The sequence below is a fragment of the Moorena sp. SIOASIH genome (genome assembly GCF_010671925.1).
Classification (GTDB): Bacteria; Cyanobacteriota; Cyanobacteriia; order Cyanobacteriales; family Coleofasciculaceae; genus Moorena.
Window position 1 is genome coordinate 86,428 of the sequence record NZ_JAAHIH010000007.1, and the last position, 25,396, is coordinate 111,823.

At 44.4% G+C, this 25,396-nt stretch carries 21 protein-coding genes; 16 read left to right on the forward strand and 5 right to left on the reverse strand.

Going from position 1 to position 25,396, the window contains the following annotated elements; translation table 11 throughout:
• Positions 1-490: 490 nt before the first annotated feature.
• Entirely contained in the window at positions 491-616 is a 126-nt protein-coding gene (locus F6J90_RS36520; protein ID WP_293105559.1) for a hypothetical protein, read from the reverse strand.
• Positions 617-1,594: 978 nt separating this feature from the next.
• On the opposite strand from F6J90_RS36520, the gene F6J90_RS36525 reads away from it, so the two are divergent.
• From F6J90_RS36525 to F6J90_RS36550, 6 genes are all read left to right on the forward strand, one after another.
• Positions 1,595-2,878, forward strand: coding sequence for an AAA-like domain-containing protein (locus F6J90_RS36525; protein ID WP_293105561.1), 1,284 nt, complete (start codon positions 1,595-1,597; stop codon positions 2,876-2,878).
• Positions 2,879-3,225: 347 nt separating this feature from the next.
• Entirely contained in the window at positions 3,226-3,888 is a 663-nt protein-coding gene (gene tmk, locus F6J90_RS36530) for a dTMP kinase (protein ID WP_293105563.1), read from the forward strand.
• A 274-nt stretch (positions 3,889-4,162) separates the two neighbouring features.
• On the forward strand, positions 4,163-5,395 hold the full coding sequence (locus F6J90_RS36535) for a transposase (RefSeq protein ID WP_293105566.1): 1,233 nt from the start codon (positions 4,163-4,165) through the stop codon (positions 5,393-5,395).
• Positions 5,396-5,409: 14 nt separating this feature from the next.
• Positions 5,410-6,390, forward strand: a complete 981-nt coding sequence (holB, locus tag F6J90_RS36540; protein ID WP_293106435.1) for a DNA polymerase III subunit delta' — start codon at positions 5,410-5,412, stop codon at positions 6,388-6,390.
• Positions 6,391-6,956: 566 nt separating this feature from the next.
• Positions 6,957-7,559, forward strand: a complete 603-nt coding sequence (locus tag F6J90_RS36545; protein WP_008186710.1) for a peroxiredoxin — start codon at positions 6,957-6,959, stop codon at positions 7,557-7,559.
• Positions 7,560-8,062: 503 nt separating this feature from the next.
• On the forward strand, positions 8,063-8,827 hold the full coding sequence (locus tag F6J90_RS36550) for a hypothetical protein (protein WP_293105569.1): 765 nt from the start codon (positions 8,063-8,065) through the stop codon (positions 8,825-8,827).
• Between the two features lie 107 nt (positions 8,828-8,934).
• Here the strand turns inward: F6J90_RS36550 and F6J90_RS36555 are convergent, their stop codons facing one another.
• Positions 8,935-10,050 carry a geranylgeranyl reductase family protein gene (locus tag F6J90_RS36555; protein ID WP_293105571.1) on the reverse strand — a complete coding sequence of 372 codons (1,116 nt, stop codon included), beginning with the start codon at positions 10,048-10,050 and terminating at the stop codon, positions 8,935-8,937.
• A 433-nt stretch (positions 10,051-10,483) separates the two neighbouring features.
• Between F6J90_RS36555 and F6J90_RS36560 the strand changes: the two genes are divergently transcribed.
• The 9 genes from F6J90_RS36560 to rd all read left to right on the forward strand — a co-directional run bounded on the left by F6J90_RS36560 (position 10,484) and on the right by rd (position 20,167).
• The gene (locus F6J90_RS36560; RefSeq protein WP_293105573.1) at positions 10,484-10,687 is read left to right on the forward strand and encodes a hypothetical protein; all 204 of its coding nucleotides are present in this window, start codon (positions 10,484-10,486) and stop codon (positions 10,685-10,687) included.
• 442 nt (positions 10,688-11,129) lie between these two features.
• Entirely contained in the window at positions 11,130-11,399 is a 270-nt protein-coding gene (gene pipX / locus F6J90_RS36565; RefSeq protein WP_293105576.1) for a transcriptional coactivator PipX, read from the forward strand.
• A 944-nt stretch (positions 11,400-12,343) separates the two neighbouring features.
• On the forward strand, positions 12,344-12,931 hold the full coding sequence (locus F6J90_RS36570; RefSeq protein WP_293025031.1) for a cell division protein SepF: 588 nt from the start codon (positions 12,344-12,346) through the stop codon (positions 12,929-12,931).
• A gap of 68 nt (positions 12,932-12,999) precedes the next feature.
• A complete protein-coding gene (proC, locus tag F6J90_RS36575; RefSeq protein WP_293105579.1) occupies positions 13,000-13,824 on the forward strand; it encodes a pyrroline-5-carboxylate reductase in 825 nt (274 codons plus the stop codon).
• Positions 13,825-14,509: 685 nt separating this feature from the next.
• Complete coding sequence (gene iscB / locus F6J90_RS36580; RefSeq protein WP_293105581.1) at positions 14,510-15,790, forward strand: RNA-guided endonuclease IscB; 1,281 nt, start codon at positions 14,510-14,512, stop codon at positions 15,788-15,790.
• Positions 15,791-15,856: 66 nt separating this feature from the next.
• On the forward strand, positions 15,857-17,311 hold the full coding sequence (locus tag F6J90_RS36585; RefSeq protein ID WP_293105584.1) for a hypothetical protein: 1,455 nt from the start codon (positions 15,857-15,859) through the stop codon (positions 17,309-17,311).
• Between the two features lie 289 nt (positions 17,312-17,600).
• Positions 17,601-18,944 carry a lipid II flippase MurJ gene (locus F6J90_RS36590; protein WP_293105586.1) on the forward strand — a complete coding sequence of 448 codons (1,344 nt, stop codon included), beginning with the start codon at positions 17,601-17,603 and terminating at the stop codon, positions 18,942-18,944.
• Positions 18,945-18,962: 18 nt separating this feature from the next.
• Positions 18,963-19,907, forward strand: a complete 945-nt coding sequence (locus F6J90_RS36595) for a sulfotransferase (protein WP_293105589.1) — start codon at positions 18,963-18,965, stop codon at positions 19,905-19,907.
• Between the two features lie 95 nt (positions 19,908-20,002).
• The gene (gene rd, locus F6J90_RS36600) at positions 20,003-20,167 is read left to right on the forward strand and encodes a rubredoxin (RefSeq protein WP_293106438.1); all 165 of its coding nucleotides are present in this window, start codon (positions 20,003-20,005) and stop codon (positions 20,165-20,167) included.
• A 134-nt stretch (positions 20,168-20,301) separates the two neighbouring features.
• Here the strand turns inward: rd and F6J90_RS36605 are convergent, their stop codons facing one another.
• From F6J90_RS36605 to fraC, 3 genes are all read right to left on the reverse strand, one after another.
• Positions 20,302-21,786, reverse strand: coding sequence for a DNA phosphorothioation system restriction enzyme (locus tag F6J90_RS36605; RefSeq protein ID WP_293105592.1), 1,485 nt, complete (start codon positions 21,784-21,786; stop codon positions 20,302-20,304).
• Positions 21,787-21,945: 159 nt separating this feature from the next.
• A complete protein-coding gene (locus F6J90_RS36610; protein WP_293105594.1) occupies positions 21,946-23,028 on the reverse strand; it encodes a DUF5357 family protein in 1,083 nt (360 codons plus the stop codon).
• An 8-nt stretch (positions 23,029-23,036) separates the two neighbouring features.
• Positions 23,037-23,597, reverse strand: coding sequence for a filament integrity protein FraC (fraC, locus tag F6J90_RS36615; protein ID WP_293105596.1), 561 nt, complete (start codon positions 23,595-23,597; stop codon positions 23,037-23,039).
• A 635-nt stretch (positions 23,598-24,232) separates the two neighbouring features.
• Between fraC and F6J90_RS36620 the strand changes: the two genes are divergently transcribed.
• A complete protein-coding gene (locus tag F6J90_RS36620; protein ID WP_293105599.1) occupies positions 24,233-24,847 on the forward strand; it encodes a GUN4 domain-containing protein in 615 nt (204 codons plus the stop codon).
• Positions 24,848-25,396 lie beyond the last annotated feature (549 nt).

A 25,396-nucleotide genomic window follows, 5' to 3' on the forward strand; every position in this document is an offset into this window, starting at 1 on the left:
TTTTTTTAATTGTGTTAAGAAACTTAACGTTGCTCAAACCCTGTCTTGATGAGCTACCTCGCTGCATGGCTTTCTGTTCCCTGTTCCCTTGTCCGAAATTCCCTGGTGTGAACAGTCAACTTGAATTGTGTCCGACTACTTACCAATTACCAATTACCCGGGAAGGGATCTGATAATTAGTCAACGAAATAAAATATAATTTATTAATTTTGGAATCTGATAGTCTTGGTAAAAAAACCCAGCACAATATTGATGGGAACCATAATTCCAATCAAGATGGTAGTGCTAACTAGTAGATAGGGATTGTTTGGTATCCCACATTCCGCACTTCAAAGTGTAGTTTGGAAGCTACTGCGTCCGGCTACGGGAACGCAAACACCGAGAACAGCCTAATTTATAACACCTTAAGTATTTCTAATCAAAAATATCGCCAGCATCCCCAGAGTATAGATACTAGAGTCGTAAGTATTCAGCTATCACCTATCAGTTATCAGTTATCAGCTTTTGAATCAAACAAGTAAGCATTGGAATAATGCTGAGTGAAATCCCAGCGTCGTTCGCACAGCGTGGCCATTCGCGTAGCGTGGCCAAAGGCCAAGGCCAAAGCCTGTGCCAAAAAGCACCTCAAGCAGCGTGAGCCTTTAGCTGACGGCTGACGGCTGACGGCTGACGGCTGACGGCTGAATGCTTACCTAGAGTCTACATACTACACTTAATATTACAAACTGACGTGGGGAATATCGGTTCACAGTCTATCGCTCTGAATCTGATCCCTGACTCCCAGAGCCACTGCATCTAGACCGTGATACACCCATGATTTTGCACCCGAAACCTATATTTGCAAATGTGACCTTGCACTGTCAATAAAAAGCCAATAAAAAGCTGTAGCCAATGTCTCAGAGGATTTGGCTACATCGTGGCGGCTATCTGCTGGGCATTTAGCCCACTAATCTACCGCTTTATTGAGACTATTATCAATTAACCCGAAATTTGACGGCAAAATTTGCCCAAAACTTATTTTAATCATAATATCATACTTGATTTAGTGAATTTGTCAAGTGTTCAATGTAACTAATTGACTAGCGTGGAACCTAAATATCCATTCCTTGCTATACTGGAATAAACCTACCTGATCTGATCAGGTTACTGATCCCGAAAAGGCTGTGTGACACTTAACTATAGAATTTCCATTTGAGTTGTGAACGTAATTGCTTAGGGAAAGGCAAGAGGCAAGAGTCAAGAAGCAAGAGCCAAGAGCTAATAAAGTGTATAAAGATTTTTGGTAATCGAAAAAACTGTCATCCTTGTTTACAACTCATTTGTAAATTCTATAGCAGTTCTCAATTGGGTTAGGTACTTCCGTCCTGGGTTGCGCGGGAGTAGAGAGTAGGGAGTAGGAAGTAGGAATCCCCGCGCCCAAGGGGGTAATAAAATTGAATGGACTTCATCGGTATAATCAACGCTCTATATTCTTTATAATTATTCAAACAATTGATATACCTTGGTTTTGGTCATCTCTGACCCAAGACCATCAGCAAAAGGTGCACAGAGTAAGACGATGACAGTAGATCAGCTCATAGATGTACTCACAGTTATGGGGTACGCTAAATTGACTTCCCTTCAGGAATGGATTCTGTACCAAGCTTGGGAAGAAAAAACCTATGCCGAGATGGCGGAGGACATACACTACGGTAGTGAATATCTCAGGAGAATCGCTTCTAAGTTATGGCTATTGCTCAGCAAGTTTTTTGACAAACCAATTACCAAGGGCAACTTCAAACCAGTTTTAGCTAGCATTCCTCTGAGTCCTTTACACGAAGAGCGAATTGAGCAATATTACCAATCCTTGAGCCAATCCCGAACCTTTCCGATTGGAGTAGTCCCCCTGTCATCAGCCTTTTACATTAAACGTCCCCCTGTCGAAGAAATGGCTTACCAAGCCATTGAACAACTCGGAAGCCTAATCCTGATTAGATCCCCGAAAGAGACCGGTAAAACCTCTTTGATGCTGCGGATAGTAGACCGGGCAAAATCCCTGGGTTACAGAACAGTATGGATTAATTTTGCCCAAGCAGAAAGAGGGATTTTAAGTAATTTAGATCGGCTATTACGTTGGTTGTGTGCTAATCTATCTAATCAACTGGTGCTTGCCAAGCAACTGGATGACTATTGGGATGAGGACATCGGCAGTAAAGCAAGCTGTAGCTGTTTTTTTCAAGGACATATCTTAGAGTCCCTTGAACAGCCCCTAGTTTTGGCGGTGGATGAAGTGAATCGGCTGCTTGAGCATACCGAAACAGCTCTTGACTTTTTTCCTCTGTTGCGATCTTGGTCTGAGGCTGCCAAACACGTGAGACCTTGGCAAAAGCTACGGCTTGTGGTTGCTTACTCCACAGAAGTTGATATTCCTGTTACAATAGCTGACTATTTATCGAATTTAGGATTGCCGATTGAATTACCCCAGTTTAACCCTCAACAAATTCAGCAGTTAGCCCAGCTTTATCGACTCGATTGGTTGAGAGGTCAAGCTAGCGAGAAATTAATGGCTATGGTGGGGGGACATCCGAAATTAGTGCAGCTTGCTCTCTATCACTTGGCTTGCGAAAACCTTAGCCTAGAAAAACTTCTTGAGCAAGCACCTACCCGAGAAGGAATTTATAAGGATCATCTGCTGCTAAAATTAACTAGACTTAGGCAAAATCCTGAGTTAGCCACTTTCTTCAACAAGGTGATTCAAACCGATAGAGGTGTTGAGTTAGATTCAATCTTAATCAATAGATTAAAGAATCTAGGTTTGATAACCTTTGACGGAAATCACGTCATACCAAGTAGTGATTTATATCGTCAGTATTTCTTAGCACAGCTTAAGGAGGCGTGATTTTAGCCCACGCTAATTGGGACAGCTATTGAACATCTAATTTGCTGTAAGCATTCAGCCGTCAGCCGTCAGCCGTCAGCCGTCAGCCGTCAGCATTCAGCTGACGTAACAAAGATTAAACGAATGCTTACTTGTTGTCTTGATGCAATAGCGAGTGGGGGAAACCCCCAAGACCGCGCTGCATCGCTTATTTAAAAGCTCAAAGCTGAGAGCTGAGAGCTGAGAGCTGAGAGCTGAGAGCTGAGAGCTGAATGCTTACAATTTGCTTATTACCTGAGCTTGTTCAACCCATGGTTTAAGCTGTAGGCTATCAAACATTAGCGCCATGAGTATAAGAGGAGGTCGGCTTGAGCGGTAAGCTAATTGTTTTCGAGGGAGTGGAAGGCGGTGGTAAAACTACCCAACTACAGCGATGCTCAAATTGGCTTCGAGCTGGTGGCTTACAAGACTGTCTAGGTACTGTTTGTTCGGGAAATCAAACAAGACCCCTTGTAGTCACAAGAGAACCGGGGGGAACATTATTAGGCGCTAAGGTTCGCCAACTGCTACTGGATAGAGATTCCTCACCCATTCACCCTCGGGCTGAACTTTTACTCTATGCTGCTGATCGGGCTGAACATGTTGAAGAGTTGATTAAGCCACAGTTGGTCAACGGAGCAATTATTTTATGCGATCGCTACACGGATTCCACAATTGCCTACCAGGGTTATGGGCGAGGTATTGACTTGAAATTGATTGAGCAGCTTAATCAAATTGCTACCGGTGGACTGGAAAGTGACCTCACCCTGTGGCTGGATATTGATGTCGAAATTGGTCTGGAACGGGCGCGACAGCGGGGAACCGTTGACCGCATGGAGCAAGCTGACTTAGCATTTCACCGACGAGTGCAGCAGGGATTTCAGCAGTTGTATCAACAAAATCCTGATCGGATTGTTCGGGTAGATGCTAGCTACAGTGAGGAGGAGGTGCATAATGCCATTCAGAAGATTTTGCGTGAACGGTTTAGCTGAACCCGCGAGAAGCCCCACGTCTCAATCCGTAGGATGAGCGTGGGATGAATCGCGGACAGAGTCTTTTGGTATGGGGAGGCGAGCTATAAAGCTTCTAACCAACTCAGAGGGAGTCATACCTCTCCTGTCAGCCTCCTGTCTTAACTGCCTTTTTTCAAAATCAGTCACTCTAACTATCAATTTTTTGTCTTTCATTTTTTTTGCTATTATGGGTTTTCAATCGGGTACACACATGCTAGCCTAGTTGTAGGTCGATATACAGGAGAACTGCAAGATGAGATCAGCCTATCAATACCGGTTACGCCTAACAAAAAAACAGGTAGCCAAAATCGACAAGTGGCTAGACATGTTGCGCTGTCAATATAATTACTTGCTAGCTGACAGGTTGAACGGGTATGAGCAAAATCGCTGTTCTATTAACTCTTGTCCGCTTACTTGTAATTTACCACATTTAAGGAATAACCCAGACTATTTTTCTCAGAAAAAGACACTCCCTGAATTAAAGAAAAGCAGACCGTGGTATGCTGACATACACTCTCAAGTCTTGCAAGACTGCGTAAAGAGGGTAGACCTGTCCTTTAAACGGTTACTAAAGGGAGATTGCAATGGGAATAGGAGCGGAAAACCAAGATTCAAGAGCAAAAACAGGTATCGCTCTTTTACTTTCCCCTCTTTGCCCAAAGACCCAATTAGTGGTAAGAGCCTGACCCTGCCAAAATTTGGGAAGGTGAAAGTGATATATCACCGACCTATACCTGATGGGTTCAAAGTAAAGACTGCCACGATTACCCGAAAAGCTGATGGTTACTACGTTACATTGTCGATTCAGGACGACTCTGTCCCAAATATTATCCCAATCGACAGTGTAGCCAATCCAGTTGGTATAGACATGGGTCTTAAGTCTTTCCTGGCCAAGTCTGATGGGACTGAAGTACCAATTCCTCAGTACTATAGAAAAGCTCAGAAGAGACTTAAGAAAATACAGAAAGCTGTTAGCCGTTCCAAGAAAGGAAGCAATAACATAAAAAAGGCAATTTTAAAACTGGGTAAAGCTCACAAAAAGGTAGCTGATACTAGGAAAAATTTTCATTTTAAGACGGCGATTGATCTGCTAGATAATCATGATCTAGTAGCTCATGAAAAGCTCAATATAAAAGGTCTGGCCAAGACCAGAATGGCGAAATCAGTTTTAGATGCTGGTTGGGGGCAATTTCTGTCTATCTTGTCAGTCAAAGCCAAAAATGCTGGACTGATAACAAAAGCAGTGAATCCTCGCAACACCAGTCAAAACTGTTCCAATTGTGGAAAAAAGGTTCCAAAGAAATTAAAAGACCGCATTCATTCCTGTCCTCATTGCGGTTATGTGGAGGATAGGGATATAAATGCGGCAAAGAATATATTAAAGTTGGCGGTGGGGCATCCCGTCCGAAGTAAAGCTTGTCGAGCATCCGAACCGTTAGGTGGAGTTGGCAAGAAGCCTACACTGAACCTGATCAGGTCAGTGTAGGAGTATGTCACAACATGGTTCCAGGAGCGTTCGACTATATCCTAGGGCAAGACCAAGCGATCGCATTATTGCACGGAGCAATTACAACCAAGCGTATTGCCCCTGCCTACCTGTTTGCTGCTCCATCTGGGGTGGGGCGGAGTCTGGTAGCACGGGCTTTTATTGAACAGTTGTTTTGTCAAGGTATCCCAGCTGATGGGCAAGTCTCAATCAAAAAACGACTTATTCAGGGCAATCACCCGGATGTATTGTGGGTAGAGCCAACCTATCTGCATAATGGTACACTGGTTACTGCTACAGAAGCTGTCCAAAAAGGAATTCAGCGTCAGGCACCCCCCCAAATTCGGTTGGAACAAATTCGGGAAATTGCTCGGTTCCTGAGTAATTCTCCTCTAGAAGCATCGCGCAAGGTGGTGGTACTAGAGCAGGCAGAAACTATGGCAGAGCCAGCAGCCAATGGTTTGCTGAAGACTCTCGAAGAACCGGGAAATGCTACGTTGATTGTGATCGCACCTAGCACTGAGTCTTTGTTGCCGACCCTAGTGTCTCGCTGTCAGCGGATTCCATTTTCTCGGCTGGGGCCCGAAACTATGACAACAGTGCTGCGGCAAACCGGTCATGAACAGATTTTACAGGAACCATCAGTACTCGCCATTGCCCAGGGAAGTCCGGGGGAAGCGATCGCTGCTTTTGAACAACTCCAAGCTATGCCCCCAAAGTTACTCACCCAACTTACCCAGTTACCCCACACATCCCGTCAAGCGTTGGAACTGGCAAAGGAAATCGACAAAAACCTGGATACCAACACTCAGCTTTGGTTAGTGAAGTATTTACAACACTGCTACTGGCAATCACACACTCAACCAGACATGATTAAAAAGCTAGAGCAAGCTCGGCGATACCTGCTCAGTTATGCTCAGCCGCGATTAGTTTGGGAGGTAACCCTGTTGGAATTGAGTTTTCTTGAAGAATCAAGGATTAAGGATAAATTATAAAGTATAAACTCTAAAGGATGAAGTGCTAAGAATCAAGGAGCAAGTGGGAAAGATCAAGGAGCAAATGGGAAGGATCAAGGATAAAGCCCCATCAAGTATGTCCTAATACTGGATACTTAGGTGCGCTTGACCCATTAAGAATTAAATTCGCACCTTCGGGTCGCACCTTCGGGAAACCCTGCTAATCAAAATCGTTATGACTATGATATAATTGTAAAGGTTCGTAAATAATCAATTAGATTTGATACCATTTGTGTGGTTGGTTACAGATAATGTCATGGTCTCAGCATGGACATGGGATATTGGGTAGATCATTTTCTTATCCATGAACTCCCTCTGAACATGTATAGCACTATGCATTAAAGTTAGGACATTGATACAAGCAGCAAAAGCTGTTTTAGTCAACTTTTGCCTCTTGCCTCTTGCCAATGCCATTGCGCGTAGCGCTATATGTATTTAGCCAGCACTTTGAGAAATAGTATGGGTAGCACGGTTTGAGGTGACCACCACTTGATCAGCAATCTGTAGCCAACTGACACCCTAGACACTTTAAGGAGCATAACTATATGACTACAACAGAAGGATGTCTCCGGGTAGGCCAACTGGCTCCCGACTTCACGGCCACTGCTGTATTCGAGCAAGAGTTCAAGACAATTAAACTGTCTGACTATCGTGGTAAATACGTCGTTCTGTTTTTCTATCCCCTAGACTTCACATTTGTTTGCCCTACTGAAATTACTGCATTTAGCGATCGCTTTGAAGAATTCAAAGAACTAGGCACCGAAGTCCTTGGCGTCTCTGTTGACAGTGAATTCTCTCACCTGGCTTGGATTCAGACTGACCGCAAGGATGGAGGTGTAGGCGATCTAGCTTATCCTCTGGTTTCTGATATCAAAAAAGACATCAGCACAGATTACAACGTTCTTGACCCGGAAGCTGGTATTGCCTTACGTGGTTTATTCATCATGGACAAGGAGGGCATAATCCAGCATGCTACTGTCAATAACCTCTCCTTTGGTCGTAGCGTTGACGAAACCCTGCGTACCTTGAAAGCGATTCAATACGTTCAAGCTCATCCCGATGAAGTTTGCCCAGCAGGGTGGCAACCAGGTGACAAAACTATGAACCCTGACCCTGTTAAATCAAAGGTTTACTTTGCTGCGGTATAACGGAATCACGAATATCTCCGCCCTCCTACCTTGAAGACGGAGCTTTGATACTGGGAAATTGAGTGGGTTTAATACCTATTCAATTTCCCATTAATATTTATGAGACGATTTTGAGGGTAGTGATAAATCGGTAGTTATACAACAGCAGTTTTCAATTAGATGAGGTACTTTCGTCTTGGGTTAATGGGAGCAGGGATTAGCGATTAGCGATTAGCGATGAGGGAGTAGCGAAAATTTCCTGTACCTTACCAAAATGAGAATTGCTATAGCACGGAAGTACCGGAAAACAACATAGGCGCGCTTGACCCATTAAGAATTAAATTCGCCACGGGTCGCACCTGTTGCTGTCCCCCGGCAGTACCCCAGTAAAGAATGCTCGTTCTTTGTGGCAAAATGGTCAAGAAGTATGTGTCAGTACCTACACATGTTGCTCCGCATATAGTGAGTAGGGAGGAGTGTTAATCCATTGAATCAACAAATGGCGCTGCCTGGGAGGAAGTATAATGTCAGAAGAGCAAAAACAGCAGCCAGAAGCGGCAAATGATCAACCAATTCAAAAGCCGCCGACACCATCAGTGACAGATAAATCCGAAGACAGCTTGGAAACAACAAGTCCATCACCTCAGACCACTGGCAAGGGAAAGTTATCGTCTTCTGAGCCTAAGTCTGGATTAATGAATCGCTTGCTGCCGATTCTTAGTACTCTTGGCCGGTTGTGGGATGGCACCTCAAAAAAAGTCCGCTCCTTGCTACCGGCAGCTTGGAATGAAAAACTGTCTGATTGGATGTTGACTGGTGCGATCGCAAGCGTGGTAGTAGTCATTCTATGGACAACAATGGCGCTTCTACCAAAGACACCAGCACAGGTGGCACAAGTTCCTGCTGATACCATTAATTCTCCACAAAATTTGGAAGTTCCTCAGGAATCACAACTTGTGGAATCGGAACCCATACCCACACCAGAGTTAACTCCTGAACAAAGCCTGATCGTCGCAATTCAAAATCAAATTGCGGCTATTACGGCTCAGTACGGTAATGACCTGATTCAAGCAATTGAGGCGAACTTTCTCAGAAGTATGCTCTTGGTCAAGGTCAGTGATGAGTGGTACCAACTCAACGATGCTCAGCAGAATACCTTAGCTCAAAGGATGCTGAGTCAGTCTCAAGAATTAGACTTTAGCAAGTTGGAAATTACTGACCTAGAGGGAAAGTTAGTTGCCCGTAGTCCTGTGGTGGGGTCAAGTATGGTCATTTTTACCCAACATTAATGGTATTATCGGTTGAGGGTTGAGGGTTGACAGTCAAGCGTCCACCCTCAACAACCCCAACTATTTACGTGATAAGATACCAGAAAAGATTAATTATCCTATCACCATTATCCCCCGCTTAATGGGTTCAAGCGCTTCATGGCACGATTTACTACTTCGGAGTAGCGTAATTGCCCACACAGAATGTTGAGCATGATTTGAGTAGCAACGGGTTTTTTAACGCCGACTTTGTACCCAATTCCGGGAAAGCTGTAGAACGCACCAGCGAGCTTAGCAGCCCAACTCATATCAGTTCCCCGTTCTTGCTGCATCACCTGGGTATAGTTTTCTAAGGCATCAGCTTGACCTGCCAAAGCTTGTTGAATGGCCTCAGCTGCTTTCATGCCACTGAACATGGAGGGTCGAATTCCCTCAGCAGTCATGGGATCGACCACACAAGCAGCTTCCCCAGCTAATACAGCATTTTGTGTATGCAGCTTTTCCTGACCTTCCCAGACACAGATGGCACCTTCGTGCTGTTTACAGCTACTCAGGTCTAAGCCGGATTTCTCCGCATAACCTTTGACTATCTTTTCCATGTCTTTCAGGTCACCACCCCGTAAGGAGCCAAGACCAATGGAATAACCTTCGGCTTTAGGGATATTCCAGATAAAGCCATTTTTGACCTGACCAAAGTCAAAATGGATCTCCTTACTATTGGTGTCCGATTTGGGCACCTCTAGGGCTAATGCCAGACGTGATTTACGTTCTTTGAATCCCAACCATTTTGCCATCGGTCCAGTAGCACCGTCAGCCGCAATCACGTAGCGACCTTCAACAGTCCCATTGACAGTGTTTACCTGCCAGTGGTCTCCCTTAAACTCCACCCCTGTAACTGCTGTATTATCTCGAATTTCAGCACCTTGTTTTTGGGCTTGTTGGATGAGATAGTGATCGAAAACATCCCGTTGCACCATCCAAACCGGTTCTTGAGTGTCCAGTTTCACTTCTACTGGGTCATCCATTTTCCAGGTGTAGCGTACACTCTCAGCTTTCAGAGATATGGCAGGTGTAAAGTCGAAATCAAACCACTGTTGCACTTGTGGGGAAACCGCCCCACTACAAGCCTTGTACCGGGGTAAGGATTCTTTTTCTAGAACCACCACAGACTTTCCACCTTTAGCCAGGTGATAAGCAGCAGTTCCACCAGCCGGTCCCGCACCAACGATTATGCAGTCAAACATGATTTTTCTACTTTACTCCTCAAAGATTTATCGATTGAAGTTCACAGACTAACAGCCCAGTGTGTCAGCCTACTATCCAAATTGAGTGACCACATTGAGTGACCAATTTACCAGGACTTACTCACGCTTGATGCCCAGCAATTGAGACAAAGTAACATTCGGACATTGTAAAATCACTATCAATTCATAATAATGACCCTACAAACATTGCAGGGTCGAGATTAGGCTATTAGCAAAATGCTTACCCTTAATCAATAACATCCTGAAAACGCCTAATCAGTTATTATCTGGATGCACCTCTATACTGATAGTTTTTGTCTCTTGTTCATTCAATTTTTCAGTGATTAGACTCGTTAATCCGGATAGTTTGTTGGCTAATTACTAGGGGAATCATTAGCTTATAGAACCATTATCGACCTAGAATTTTTGAAACATGTGGATTTCTGAGCAATCTTTATTAAAATTTCACGAAGTCACAGCCAAAACTATTGCCAAAACTATTGCCAAAACTATTGCCAAAACTATTGCCAAAACTATTGCCAAAACTATTAGTGTATTTTTTTCCTCCCCATCCTCTTTCCCTATGGGCTTCTTATCAATCCTCAGTCTATCTCAAATCTGTTGGTATCGGTATTGAGCAGTTCAACCAAGGTAGGGGAGATGTAGTTATGTCAGATTTGAGTAGACTTGGTAATTTATATCAGATTGCCATGATCTTATAGCAGTCGCCAGGGCAGTTAGGACATGACAAAAGTCTCAAACCTAAGTAAGCGCAAGAGTTTGACTTCTGACTTCTGCTATAGAAATCTCATGGTGTCAGAAACAATATGACCCAATCCCCTAATTGTTCTCCCTGGCAAACTCAAATCCACTAATCAAGCTATTATCTCTATAACTTGGTTAAACTCTTTAGGAATTGTTAGGGTCTTGGTGACTCCTAGTGTGACCTGAATTAACTAATTAACCAAACCCCTGGCATAATACCACTAACCTGACTAAGGAAAAGTAAGTCATGGCAATGACTTATTTGACCCAAATCAGACCGTTCGGTGCTCAAGTCCCGCCTAGTATGGATTTTGATGAGTTCTGAAAACTACCTCAATCACCCCAATTTTGGTCTACTGTTTCGGGTTTGCATTGTTGAACCACAACAAGAGTTGTTCACTACGATCTATGCCCAGAGACTTTTCTTTTTAGTGAAAAGTACTACCAATGGCATTGCCTTTGAGCCAATCAGTCGTTCTGAGGCTCGGCTGTTGGTAGAAAATCGCCTTCGCTTACTTAGGCGCAGTGGTTCATCGGCTGAATATGATCAGCTTCGAATTATCCACGAGCGAACCTTCCAATAAGTTCGTACACGAAACCTTCCCATGATTGGTTTAATTACAGAACCCATTACCAAAATTCGCGCTTCAGCTCCCACCAAATGTACTGCTGAAGGCAGTTACTAAAACTATGTAGCTGTCCCTAGAATCGAGGCGAGGGGCTGATGCTGCCCCATCTGCGGGATTGCCTCCGAAAGGGATGCAGTGGCCTCACGGGGAGGCAGTGCCTAGGGTGTGGGGTGTGGGGTGTGGGGTGTGGGGTGTGGGGTGTGGGGTAGGCTGTTTATTATGGGCCTTTTTCGGGGGAGATCGTTCACACCGGGTACGCGTACGGCGATAACGCCCAGAATGGATATCTAGCAAGAGATACACTGTCTCATACTATCAGACAAAAAGTGCATGAAGTTTAAGCTATGGCCATCGCACAAAGTGAACAGCCTAGGCAGTGCCGCCAAAGGGGGTTCCCCCCTTTGGCGGCACTGCCTTGATTTGCCCCACTCGCGCTTTGCATCAAGAAGGGGTTAGGATGTGGGGCTTCTAGCAAGTTTAGCTAAATTTGAAGTACCCATAACGAAATCGAAGGTTATTCAATGGGCTGATATTACCGCCAGAAGTAGGTATAAACGATGATTGTGAGGGTTTGCTGAAATTAGGTTATGGGTAGAGCCAAGTAATGGGGTAGTATATACCCAACCACATCCATCATCAATATTGCCCTCTTATATATAATGGCATAACCTTCTTCTAAGTGTTTGTTTCCACAACTACACCCCAAGCAGAAGGCAGATATATATTCTATATTGATAACCTTGTGGTGTTCTCAAGGGTGAAAATTATTAAGTAAGCTTATGGGGTAAGTTAGACTGTTTACGTTCTAGTCTAAGCATCTACTCAAGACTGCTGCCCTAGAGAAGGTCGATTATCGGTTTTGCAGAAGCTTACACTAAAGTTGTGATGGAGAGTTGACTATGAGCGGTATTTTTAATAAGCTGCGCGATTTCGTCGGTCTGAATGAGCCAGTGGAATACGAATACGAATATGAAGATATGGAGGGGGATGCTTACCCAACTCCCTACCCACAAGAGCAACCGGTGCAACCGCCACCAGAGGAGGAACGTCCGACAAGACGTCGTTCTCGGGAGCGGACAACGGTATCAGAAGCAGGCGTAGGGCCATCTCCGATCAATAATGTGATTGGCATGCCTGGAGCAGCCAATGGGATTTCAGAGGTGGCAGTGATTGAACCTCGTTCGTTTGAAGAAATGCCCCAAGTGATTCAGGCACTGCGGGAACGGAAGTCGGTGGTCTTAAACCTGACTATCATGGATCCAGACCAAGCACAACGAGCGGTGGACTTTGTGGCTGGTGGGACTTACGCTATTGATGGTCATCAAGAGCGTATTGGTGAAAGTATTTTCTTGTTCACACCAAGCTGTGTTCAGGTAAGTACTCAGTCTGGTGTGATTCATGAGATACCTACTCCCCAAGTCCCTAATCCCCGTCAGACAGCTCCGTCACCAGCCTGGGGTTCTGAGCCAGATCAGATGGCTCAGTAAGCGTCAGGACTTGACAAGTGTATAGTGTTTCATGAATAACATTAATAGTTGAAAAGAGAGGTGTTGGGTTGCCTATAAAACTTGGCATAATTGGTGGCGGTGTCATGGGAGAAGCCCTCCTATCCCGTCTACTTGCCCAACAACTTTACCAGCCTGATCAGGTCTTGGTGAGTGAGCTGCTGGAGCAGCGGCGTGATGGTTTGGCGCAAAAATACGGCATAAGGGTCACTGCCAATAACCAAGCGGCAGCGGCAGCATCAGAGGTTTTGTTACTGGCAATTAAACCTCAGGTATTTGAAGCGGTAGCGGCAGAACTGGGAATGGGTAGAGGTGACAACGGTCACAGCTTAGGAACGTTGCCAATGGTGATTTCAATTCTAGCTGGAGTGCCTCTGGAACGACTGGAAACCGCTTTTGCCTCCCAGCCAGTGATCCGGGCAATGCCTAATACTCCTGCAACAGTTGGGGCGGGGATGACAGCGCTAGCGGCTGGAAAATGGGTTTCGCCTGATCAAATGGAGCAAGCAAAGACAATTTTTAGGGCTGTTGGTGAAGTAGTCGAGATTCCGGAACACCTGATGGATGCGGTGACCGGTTTATCTGGGTCAGGCCCAGCTTATGTGGCGATTTTGGTGGAAGCCCTAGCAGATGGGGGCGTAGCAGCTGGATTACCCAGAGCGATCGCATTGCAATTGGCACTCTCTACAGTATTGGGTACAGCCCAGCTATTGCAGGAAACTCAAATGCATCCAGCTCAATTGAAGGATAGGGTTACTAGTCCTGGGGGAACCACGATTGCTGCGATCGCTAAGTTGGAGAAGGCTGGTTTTCGCTCAGCTTTGATTGAGGCGGTTTTGGGGTCTTATCAGCGTTCTCGGGAGTTGGGGGGTTGAAGGTTGAAGGTTGAAGGTTGGAGGTTGAAGGTTAAAGGTTGAAAGTTAAAGGTTGAAAGTTAAAGGTTGAAAGTTAAAGGTTGAAAGTTAAAGGTTGAAAGTTAAAAGTTGAAGGTTGAAGGTTGTTAAGCGTTGGCTTCCCTTGTAGGGTAGATTGAACATGGATCAGAACTGATTGATCATGTGAATCTTAAGATCCATTAGGCTAGGCCGTTGTTAGTTGGTCTTGGCTAACCCCATCTGCATCTGTAGTCCTATGGGGGTGTGATTTCAATGGGCAAAAAACTATTGTGGGCGTCATCTAGTTCTGTCATCTAGTTCTATAATGAATGGCAGCTAAAGGATTTATGCCATTGGCCGCAATCGTTTAAAAGTACCGGATCTGAACTACAATAATCACAAAATATTCATAATTTAGTCTGAATGTAAATTTGTGGACTCCTAGTAAAAGCCTTGGTAATTTCCGGCAAGACCCGGAAGTTATCTAACTAGGATGCAGGTTTAGGATTAGCTTCCTACGTTGATTTGGTCATGACACCCAGGGATGAACTCCAGTCTCTGGCTCTGTAGCCAACCATTAAGGTCAAGGCAAAATGTGTGGTTGGCTTGACAAGCCTTTTCAACATTACCGTTCGCGTAGCGGGACGAAGTCCGGAACACGTTACCGATTTGAGATGCACTAAAAATGCCAAATTACGTATTTGTCATTGACACAAACAAACAGCCATTAAACCCCATATCCCCCAAAAAAGCACGACGTTTATTGGACAAAGGGAAAGCTGCGGTTTTTAGGATGTATCCATTTACGATCATCCTCAAGACTGCGATTCGGCAAAGCCGACGCTGCGCGAACGCAAATCCGACTATCTCGCCTTGTCAAATCAAGATAGATCCGGGTAGTAAGACCACTGGGTTTGCTCTAGTCCAAAACGACCAAGTCATTTGGGCAATGGAGTTAGAACACAAAGGATCACTCATTAAGAAAAAACTAGAATCTAGAAGCGCCGTTAGACGTGGGAGACGCAACCGTAACACCCGTTACAGAAAGCCAAGGTTCCTTAATCGTAGGCGTCCTGAAGGTTGGATTGCTCCTAGCTTAGAGCATAGAGTCTTGACTACTGAAACCTGGGTTAAACGACTAATCAAGTTTTGTCCAGTCAATGAGATTGGGATTGAACGAGTTAAGTTTGATACCCAAAAAATGCAGAATCCTGAAGTTAATGGCGTCGAGTACCAACAAGGGGATCTAGCCGGGTATGAAGTGAGGGAATATTTGCTTGAGAAATGGGGAAGGGAGTGTGCCTATTGTAGCAAGCAAAATACTCCCCTACAGATTGAGCATATCCACCCAAAATCTAAGGGTGGGAGCGACCGAGTTAGTAATCTTTGTCTGGCTTGCGAGAAATGCAATCAGAAAAAAGGAAATAAACCTATAGAGGAATTCCTAAAAAAGAAACCAGACTTGTTGCGGAAGATCCTAGCCATTGCCAAACAACCATTAACAGATGCAGCGGCAGTGAATACAACTCGGAACAAGATAGTCAAAGTTCTTAAAGCTATAAAACCTGTAGTTACTGGTACAGGTGCTCAGACAAAATACAACCGGACTAGGTTGGGATTACCTAAGCAGCATTGGATTGATGCCGCTTGTGTCGGAGACATCAAAGACTTGGTGCTAAAGACGTCTCAACCGCTACTAGTAACCTGCAAGGGACAAGGAGGCAGACAAAAGGCTGCACTCAATAAATATGGCTACCCCATCAGACACAACCCATTGAGGCCGATCAAGGGTTGGAGTACTGGCGATATTGCCAGACATCAAAAATTAGGGATAGGTAAAGTGACTCCCAGAAGCAAGGGCAGTTTTGGATTTACTCCATTAGGAGCGAAGGGCTACAAGAGTTGTAAACCTCAAGATATATTTGCCGTACACAGAAAAGATGGATATATTTACAGCTTTTGCTGATATCTGCCGGATTTTACCTGGAAAAAATTCTCCTAAGCTTTCCTGCATCTACTTGATCACAGACAGATGACAGAATCTTCAATTCCGATTCGAGCCTTACCAAAAGCACGCCAACGTTCTCGACCCAATGGGTTGAAATGGTTTTCCTACATAAGTTTGGGGATTTTGAGCAATGCTGCTATTTTGGGTTTAGCTTTTTTTGTGCTCAAGCAAATCCCTCCAACTTACACCAGTAAGGCAGCAGCCATTATACCTGGTGTGGGTTCTCAAGGATCTGTTCAACTCCCTGGAGTCGGTCAAGCTTCCTCCAATCCAGGTGAGAAATCTCCTTACGGATATCTTTTAAAGGTAGATCCACGAGAAAACTACCAGTATATCGCCATGAGTGAAGTAGTTTTAAAGGAAGCTGCTGCTGCTGTTAATACCTCAGTCAAAGATTTTGAAGAGTTTGCCAAGCCAAGGGTTTATTTGGATAGAGGTACCACTATCATAGAATTTGAAGCGGATGGCAAAAGCAAACTGGAAGCTCAGCGAAATACTCGGGCTTTTTATGAAGCGTTAGTCAAGCGGATTGATTACTTAAGAGCAGAAGAATCAGCTCGTCAGGATAACAAGACGTTGCTAGCGTTAGACTCTGCTAATAGTAACTTAAAAAACGCCCAAACAAAGCTTTCTCAATTCAAAAAGAAGTCACTGCTCAAAATTTCTGAACAAATCAAGAACCTTTCAGAAGAAGTAGAGAGGTTGCGAGTGCAGCGTGCTAATTTATTGGCTCAGCAGCAAGCGGCTACCTCTGGATTAAGGCAGCTAGAAGCTAACCTCAGGTTGTCAACTGACCAAGCAGCCGATGCTCTGATGCTTCAGGATGATGAAGTCTTTAAAAAACTTTGGCAAAACTATAGCGATATCAGCGCTAACCTAACGATACTTAATTCACAATGGACACCAAACAGCCCTCAGGTGATTAATCAGAAAGCTAAGAAGCAAGCGGCTCTTGAGGCATTACTTGCTCGTAGCCAACAGCTATTGGGCAAGGGGATGGATCTTCAACGTTTGGATAATCTTAATTTGGGCTTAGATGCCCAGACAGGTCGAGCAAATCTGGCACAATTGTTAATCAACCAGAGAGCTCAACAGCAAGGACTAACAGGTCAAGTTAACGCCTTGGCAGAACAAATTGCTCAGTTAGAGTCTAGACTTCAGACGTTGATTCAGGAGCAGTTAACCCTGGCTGAGCTTGAGCGAGAGGTGCAAATCTCCGAAGCTATATTTACGGCCAAGTCGGCTCAATTAAACGTGAATAAATCGGATCATGCTAGTGCTTATCCAACCCTGCAATTGTTAGTAGAGCCGAACTTACCGAAAGAACCTGTTGGTAATACCAAAAAAACGGTGATGCTGGGAGCTGTGGCGCTTTCCCTTTTAATGACAACTGGGCTGGTTATCCTGGCCTGGGAAAAACCAAGTTCTAAGACAGACGCTCCTAAAGATTCCACTCCGGTACTTCAACCTGAGTCTTAAAGCAGTCAATTCAAAAGTAGCAAAAATTTAAGCATATGCCCATAGCGCACGCTACTTGAGGTGCGGTCAGCGGTCAGCGGTCAGCTGATTTTATTCAAAAGCTATTCGTACCTCAAGTAGCGTGGCCACAGGCCAATGGCTGATAGCTGATGGCTGATAGCTGATGGCTGATAGCTTAATGCTTACGCAACAATTTAGATCTAATTGTTGGAAACTACCAGCACGGAAAACTAAGCGGGAAAAACTCCAAGTCTGCTAGCTTAATCAGGTCTATGGAGTAAGTAATGTGATGAACCTATCCAACCGTATAATCAAAGGGTGGAAATCTCCCACGCTGCGAGTGATGTCTCTGACCTTCTTGGGTATGCTACTGGCGTGGGTTGCGGACATTTTGATGGCGGCGAAACTGGGGACTAGTCAAACCACAGATGCCTTGATTGTTGCCCTGAGCTTACCACGACTAATTGATACCGTGAGCCGGGAGGGAACCAGACAAAGCTTGGTTCCAATGTTCATGGAGCGCCGAGATGCTCTGAGTCACAGGGAATATCATCGCTTGGTCAGTGGCATTGTCAATTTAGCTTTAGTACTAGGCGTTAGTCTAACTGTTCTGTTGGAAATTCTAGCGCCATTGATAATAACTGGGTTAGCCCCAGGATTTTCTCCAGAGGGTAGAGCACAAGCAACGTTTTTATTTCGGGTCTGTGCGCCAATGGTTTTGTTTGCTCCTGGGATTGCGGTCTTCAGTGTGATCCTCAACAGCCAAAGGCGCTTTAGTGCGGTAGCTCTGCGGAATGCGATCGCACCAGGTTTCGTGGTGGCTGCCATTGGGTTGGCATGGCAACAGTCTAGTATTGCTCTGTGGATAGCGTACGCTTATACCTTGGGATTTGGTGGATTCTTTGTGCTGGTATTTCTAGATGCTTTTAAAGCGGGACACCAGCATCAATGGTTGGCGTGGGCTGGCAAAGATGACCTTGCGCGTCTGTGGCAAGCAGGTTCTTTACCCACTATTGGTTTTGTTATTAAGCTCGCATCTAATCTAGTCAAGAGCCAGATGCTGCCTTCCTTAGTAGCAGTTGGCGGGGTGTCCACATTCTACTTTGCGATTCGGATCGTCTCCGCTGCTCAAACAATTATTGGTGTCAGTATTGCTACCACCAGCTTGCCTGCCATGACAGAGCATGACTTAGCTGGGCATAAATCCCGGTTGGGATCGGCTTTGCGCAAAAACTTGACCAAAACCCTATTAGTAAGCTTACCTGCAGTACTTTTCATTGTGGTATCCCATGGGGAAATCATTCGTTTGCTATACGGACACGGTTCTTTTGAAGCTACCTCTATTGATCAGACTTCTCAAGTCTTCTTTTGGTTAGGGCTGTCGTTGGCATTTATTTCTCTAATCCCCGTGCTTGAAGCTGGTTTGTATGCTCAGAGAGCTTATGGTTTGGTTGTCTGGAGTATGGTGACCATGGCATTTGTAGGGGTTGCTCTGAGTTGGTTATTTTGGCAAATTTGGGGATTGATTGGTATTGCTATGAGTTGGCCTGTTATGGCTCTTATCTATGTGATACTTATCATCTATCTACTCCATCAAAAGGGTGTTTCTGTCCTCACAAACCATCCTAGTTAATCAGGGGTAATAAACTCTATGAATAGTTCAAGTGTTAAACAGAACTCTTACTTGATTATTGGAGGCACGACAAAAGCGGCAACAACATCACTATTTTATTATCTAGCTGATCATCCTGAAGTTTGTACCTCTAACCTCAAAGAAATTCGCTTCTTTTTGGATAAAGATTATCCAGAAGCTTCCAACTATCGCTATGAAGATGGTCTAGAAAAATATGATGATATTTTCCGTTATGCTCAGTGTTACCATTGCGAAAAAATTCGGATGGAGGCAACACCAGACTATCTTTACTCATCAGGGACACCCCATAAAATCAAACTATCTCTACCAAATGTGAAACTTATATTTATCCTAAGGGAACCGGTTTCTCGCTTAATTTCTTGGTATAAGTTTGCTAAACAGAAAGAGTATCTTCCTCAAGACATAACCTTTGATAACTATGTTGACCAGCAATTAATTAAGGATAATTTTGAGCAGGAAAATACCCATACCTATATGCGTTCCCTTGAGCAAGGCCGTTATTCTGTATACTTAAAGCCTTACTTTGAGTTATTCGGCTCCGATAGAATTTATGTGGCTTTTTATGAAGAATTATCCCATAATCCCAAATCTGTGCTTGAAAAAATTTGTCGATTTGCGGGAATTGATCCTAGCTTCTATGGGGATTATCTATTTAAAGTATATAATCCGAGCAAGGCAGTAAAAAATTGGTGGTTTCACCGGAATTATGAGCAGTTTTTAAAGTCGATGCGCCAATATACGCAAGACAAACCCATTCACAAAGTTTTGAGAAAAATTCGACGGTCGCTCGATCCAATCTATTTACGCCTTAACGTGCAGCCTCAGGAAAAGGTGTCGATTTCACCAGCTATCAAAAATGCCCTTACTAAGTATTATAAACAGGAAGTGACAGCATTGGAAGAACTACTTGGTCGCTCAGTTCCATGGGAGTCATGGAATTAATTTATAAAAAAACAACAACAAAGAACACTACCGAAGCAACGGGACAGGATATGATCAAACTCATGAGAGAAGAACACTCATTGAGGATAATATCGATGAAGAAATATGTCTGTACCGCTTGCGGCTATGTATATGACCCAGAGGTAGGGGATCCAGATAGCGGCATTGCACCGGGAACACCCTTTGAAGATATTCCAGATGACTGGGTATGTCCGGTTTGTGGAGTCGGCAAAGAAGATTTTGAACCGGAAGAAGAGTAACATTTTTATTGTCGTATTGATTGTCGTAATCGGTGGCAGTGCCACCGTTTTTTTTGACAAAAAATAGTGGTAGGCAATAAAAACCCGTGCCTTACCAAACCCGGAGTGCTAATTGCCAATCGCATTCTTGGCAATTAATAATCTGACACTCCATAGCGCTGCTGAATTTCCAGCAATTTTACCCTGGCCTGCCCGGCATTATCGGCCAACTCAGCAAACTCCAAAAATCGCTTCAACTCCTTTTTCAACAAACTCCGTTCCACTTCCCAAGTTTCCCGTCCCAAATCTGGGGGCAAAACAATCATGTCAAATAACGTTGCCCGTTCCTTACCTGGGTGCGGTCGCAACACTCGCCCCCGCCGCTGAATAAATTGGCGGGGATTGCTACTACTTGCCAGAATCACCGCAGTTTCAATGGATGGAATATCCACCCCTTCATCCAAACATCGAATTGCTACTAAGCCCTGCAACTCCCCCCGCTCAAATTGACGACGTAATTCCTCCCGTTCTGCCAACGGTGTCTGAGCAGTGTACGTGTTCACCCGATACCCCAGTTGAGAACCTAGTAACTGGGTTACTGCTGCTAACTGACGGTTGCTTTCATTACTCACTTGCCCATCTACCGAACCATCCCCACAATAAAACAAGGTATGGTAGGTGTTCAGACGCTTAGCCATTAACCGCTGCAACGCCCTTAACTTGTTAGCAGCCGCCCCAACTAACCGAGCTCGTTGCATCAATAACGATGTTAAAGTAGTGTCATTTTCTATATCGTCTGCTTCCCCTAATGCCCAACCAATCCGTTGAGTTAATTTAGCATAGGCAATATTTTCCGCCTCAGTTAATTCCACGAACACCGGATAGTATAGGTAACGCACCAGCGCTCCTTGGCGAATCGCATCGGCTAAGGTCAGTTCTGGTTGTAATACTGAACCAAAATAGTCAAACAAGGCTTCTGTGCCATCTTCATCAAAATACCGTTCTGGTGTAGCTGACAGAGCAAGGCGCAGTCCAATGTTACGGGGTAAACTCTTTTCGATGCGGGTAGTCCCCAAATTATGGGCTTCATCTCCCACTATCAGGGTTTTTTCAGGAAAATACTTCAGCTGAGACTGGAAACCTTCCTTGATCAGGGTAGAATTGGTAGTGATTAAGGTAATAAACGATTGTTGCCCAACCTGGAGGTTGTATAGCTGAGCAGATAGTTTACTCTGCCAGCTGTAGACACTCTCGAAGGCTAAAATCGGTTCTAGATTAAAGTGTTCGCATTCTCGTGCCCACTGGGTGACCAAGTGGCGGTAAGGGCAAACCACCAGCAACACCTGTAAGCCGATTTTTTGATACAGTTCCGTTGCGATCGCTAAAGCAGTAATAGTTTTACCACTACCCGTTGCCATTTTCAGGGTTCCTCGTCCCCGATGGGCAAACCAATTTGCCACCGCTTGCCGCTGATACTGCCGCAACTGAATATCAGGTGGTATCCTAGGACATCCCTTGGGTGAGTCAGTGTCAAAGGAGAGGGGTAATTGGTAAGCTCCCCCCGATTCAGCTACTTTGATATTACGGGAGGGCTGATAGTATCCTCGTGCTGCTACACTTTCCCAGTCCACTGATACCATGAATGGGAATTTGTTCTTCCTCATTGGTCATTGGTCATTTGGTATTTAATAATTGGTAATTGGTAATTGGTAATTGGTATTTAGTATTTGCTATTTGCTATTTCCTAGTTGCTATTTTCTATTTTACTGGATCCAAGCAAGTCTTTTTAATTTTACTTTTTACTGTTTACCTTGGTCAGCGAACACCTCAATTTCTCCTGTCCTAGAGGCTTGGCATTCCACATTACCAATTGGTTGAGAACCTAACCCTGATCGCCCATCCACCTGCTTAATTCGACAAGACTTGGTGAAGGAATAATAGTCAGGTTTGGTGTCAGGGTTTGAACGGGGGCCGTTCCAATTGGCCTGCAAGTCTAAGTTATAGTCAGACCCAGACTTCCTGGATGAAAATTTATAGGTCACTTTCCATAGAGGATCTTCAGCAACCGGTGAGCTTTGCTTGGCTTGATATTCAATTCCCTTCAGGAACTTTTGGTGATTTACTTTAAGCAGGGATTTCTCAACCTCTGACCAAGATTTTTCATTCAACTCTTCTTTCAATTGAACTTCCATCCCCTCTAATATCGATACACCTCTAGATAGGACAGTGACTTGGGCAGAGGGCAATTTCCACACAAAGGAACTATGGATAAAATCATCGCTCAGTAAGCTAGGATATTGCACTAGCCAGTTTTGAATCACGAAATAAAACTGTATCCAGCAGCTAATCAGGAGCTGGCTACCGAATAAGATAACTAGATATTGACGTTCTGCTGGAGACGGTTTTTTTACCTTCAATCTTACTGCTAAAATATAGGGTAAAGCCGCAATTCCGGCTGATATCAATGGCCAACTAATGAACGTCAAGGATGATACGTCCCCTGAGTCGATGCCCAATAAATAGGTACTGATCCCATCAATTCTGAGCTGGTATTCCCCAACGTTCAAACTGATGCCGAATAGATAAATACTAGTTAATGCGCCAGTAATCCAGGCACCTAGGGGCAAGCTCTTCTTGGCAATTCTTAGCTTAGCCGCCGCTGCCGTTACCCAGTAGACAAATAAAATAAACAAAATACCACCACAGCTTGCTATCAGCCGTTGTACAAATCCCGTGGCTAACCCTGCCATTACATAGGAAAACACAGTTAGCCACATTAGAGCCTGCCAGGAAAATGCCTTGGGAGGTTTCAGTACCTTTACCAGCGAGTCTACCACCGCTAAGCCAATGACAAATTCGAATAGGGATGTGAAAAATTTCACGACGCTAGTTATCCACTAATGGGGTTGACATAAAGGAAACGCAGAAACAAAAGCAGTAAGATAGCGCTATAGCTACAGGAATTAGCAATGAGGACGACCATAGCTCGATTTTCCCCACCCGATCCTCTCTGACCAGAGCGCCTCAAGGATAACGACTTTTCCTCGTCGGAAGCCGATGTGGAACCAGTTGCCTGATCTTCAGCTAGTTCTAAAAAGATTTTGAGTAACCTCAGCCCTGCCAGCTTAATAATAAAGGAAAGAAAGAAAATTGTGATCACACTCATAGCGATAAGAGTATAAAAATTGTCAGGCTTATCCTCTGAAAAGTGATCGAAAAAGATATAACTAATCATCTGGCCTTGAAATTCCGTAGGGAGTTGGTCGTGAAGGGCAAAAAAACACCACCAACCTACAATAGTGGAAAGTAGATTAATCGATGTAGCTTGCTGCATGCTGGTTTTGCGGTTGAGTTTTAGCCCTCGTTGCAGGACTACCCCTTCCACCGCAATTACCACCAGCAGGAAGATAGTTTGAAACACGACCGTCTGTAGGGGCCATACAGGTGCCATAATTTTCGGTTTGCTCCAACGTAAGAATTTGCATTAAAAACCGTTTGAGCCACATTTTACCTGCACGATTCGGTGAAACTTGGTTTTGTTGACACTTTATGTTGACACCTTATGTTGACACTTTATAGTTGATTATTTTGTGTCAACCGTCAACAGAAATGGAGCAACTAAACTATGCAGGTCTTATGTTCATTAAATTAGACTACCAGTAATTTTCGGATACTGGTAGTGAATTTGAATGAGGGGTGTTACCCCCAAGCATCTTCTGGCGGGTTTCCTGTTAAACTCCTTAACCACAGGCTATACATTGAAGCACTACTAGGAACATCTGTAAAGATGCGATTGGCCGTAGGCCACGCGGGGCGCGTTCGCATTTTGTTACATATTTTTTCTCTTAGATACCTGTTTGACCTGCGGTCACCCTTCGCGAACAGAATTTAGGGTTTAGGCTCTAGGGTTTAGGCTCTAGGAAGGGTTCTGTTGAAAGTTGGCTAGCCCCTCAGTTAGGACGGAGGTGCTCAAGTGTCCCTGTTGTAGCTCATACCTAATACCATTCGCCTAATACCTAGAATTTATCGATTATTGCTGTATGGCTTTGCGGTCAGTGTCTGGTAGTTGACTCCTGGGGCAATGCTATGGTTGATGGGTGTACCCCACACCAGACAGACAAGCCAAAACTTTATCTTTACTGTATCTTTGCAGATCAACTCCCATCACCATGGCGCAAACCTATGACACGACATCACTATGAACCTGAACTCAAACTGCGTTCTGAAAAAGGAGTAGACTACACTAAACTGCGAGACGTACTAGCAGCAGGAAAGTGGAAAGAAGCCGACTTAGAGACAGCCAGGGTACTCCTGGAAGCAGCAGGTCGAGAAGCTGAAAAATGGCTAGATGTAGAGTCGCTCAAAACATTTCCCTGTGCTGACCTGCTGACCATTGACCAGCTTTGGGTAAGATACAGCCAAGGACACTTTGGGCTTAGTGTTCAGCAGTCCATTTATCAAGAGGTGGCAGGAGACTGCGTCAGGCTAGGTGAACGCATCGGTTGGAGAGTGAGGGGAGATTGGATAGCCTATAGTAAAATCAAATGGAATCTAGATGCCCAGATGGGACACCTACCCGTCTGTATGGCATTCATCTGGAGTAATCATCGGTCTGTATCCGGTATCGTGTGGTTATCTCGGGTAGGGTGTGAGGCGTGGTATACTTCATTTATGCAAAGACTTGTAAAGTGTAGCATATAAGCGTTACAGCTCAAGGAAATAATTCTTTCAACAAAAATTTTCAACAAAAATCTTTGCTACGAATTCTATAAAGATTTTATCAAGATTAGTTTGAGAACTCAAAACTCCCAGGTCTATTGTTTGGAGCACTGTCAGCTATCAGCTATCAGCTATCAGCTATTAGCTATCAGCTATTAGCTATCAGCTTATGGCCACGCTACTTCAGGTATTTTTTTAATAAAAGAGGTAAGCATTAGTTTAATCTGAGTGAAGTCACAGGCATTAAGCCTGTCCCACAAAGCACCTCAAGTAGCGTGGCCATAGGCCTTGGCCTTGGCCAACGGCTGACCGCTAAGGGCTGAATGCTTACGGAGCAGTGTTGTACAAACTAGGGATAATTTGTTAGTCTGTGGGTTACTCTCCATGCCCTACTGCTGGTGGTGGAAGCCGATAAATCTTTTGGGTAGTTTACCATAAACAAACATAATTCTCTACAGCTATGAGATAGGCTGTATCTGGATAGACAACAATGCAGTATTGAAACTCTGCGCTCTTGCATAGGCGCAGATT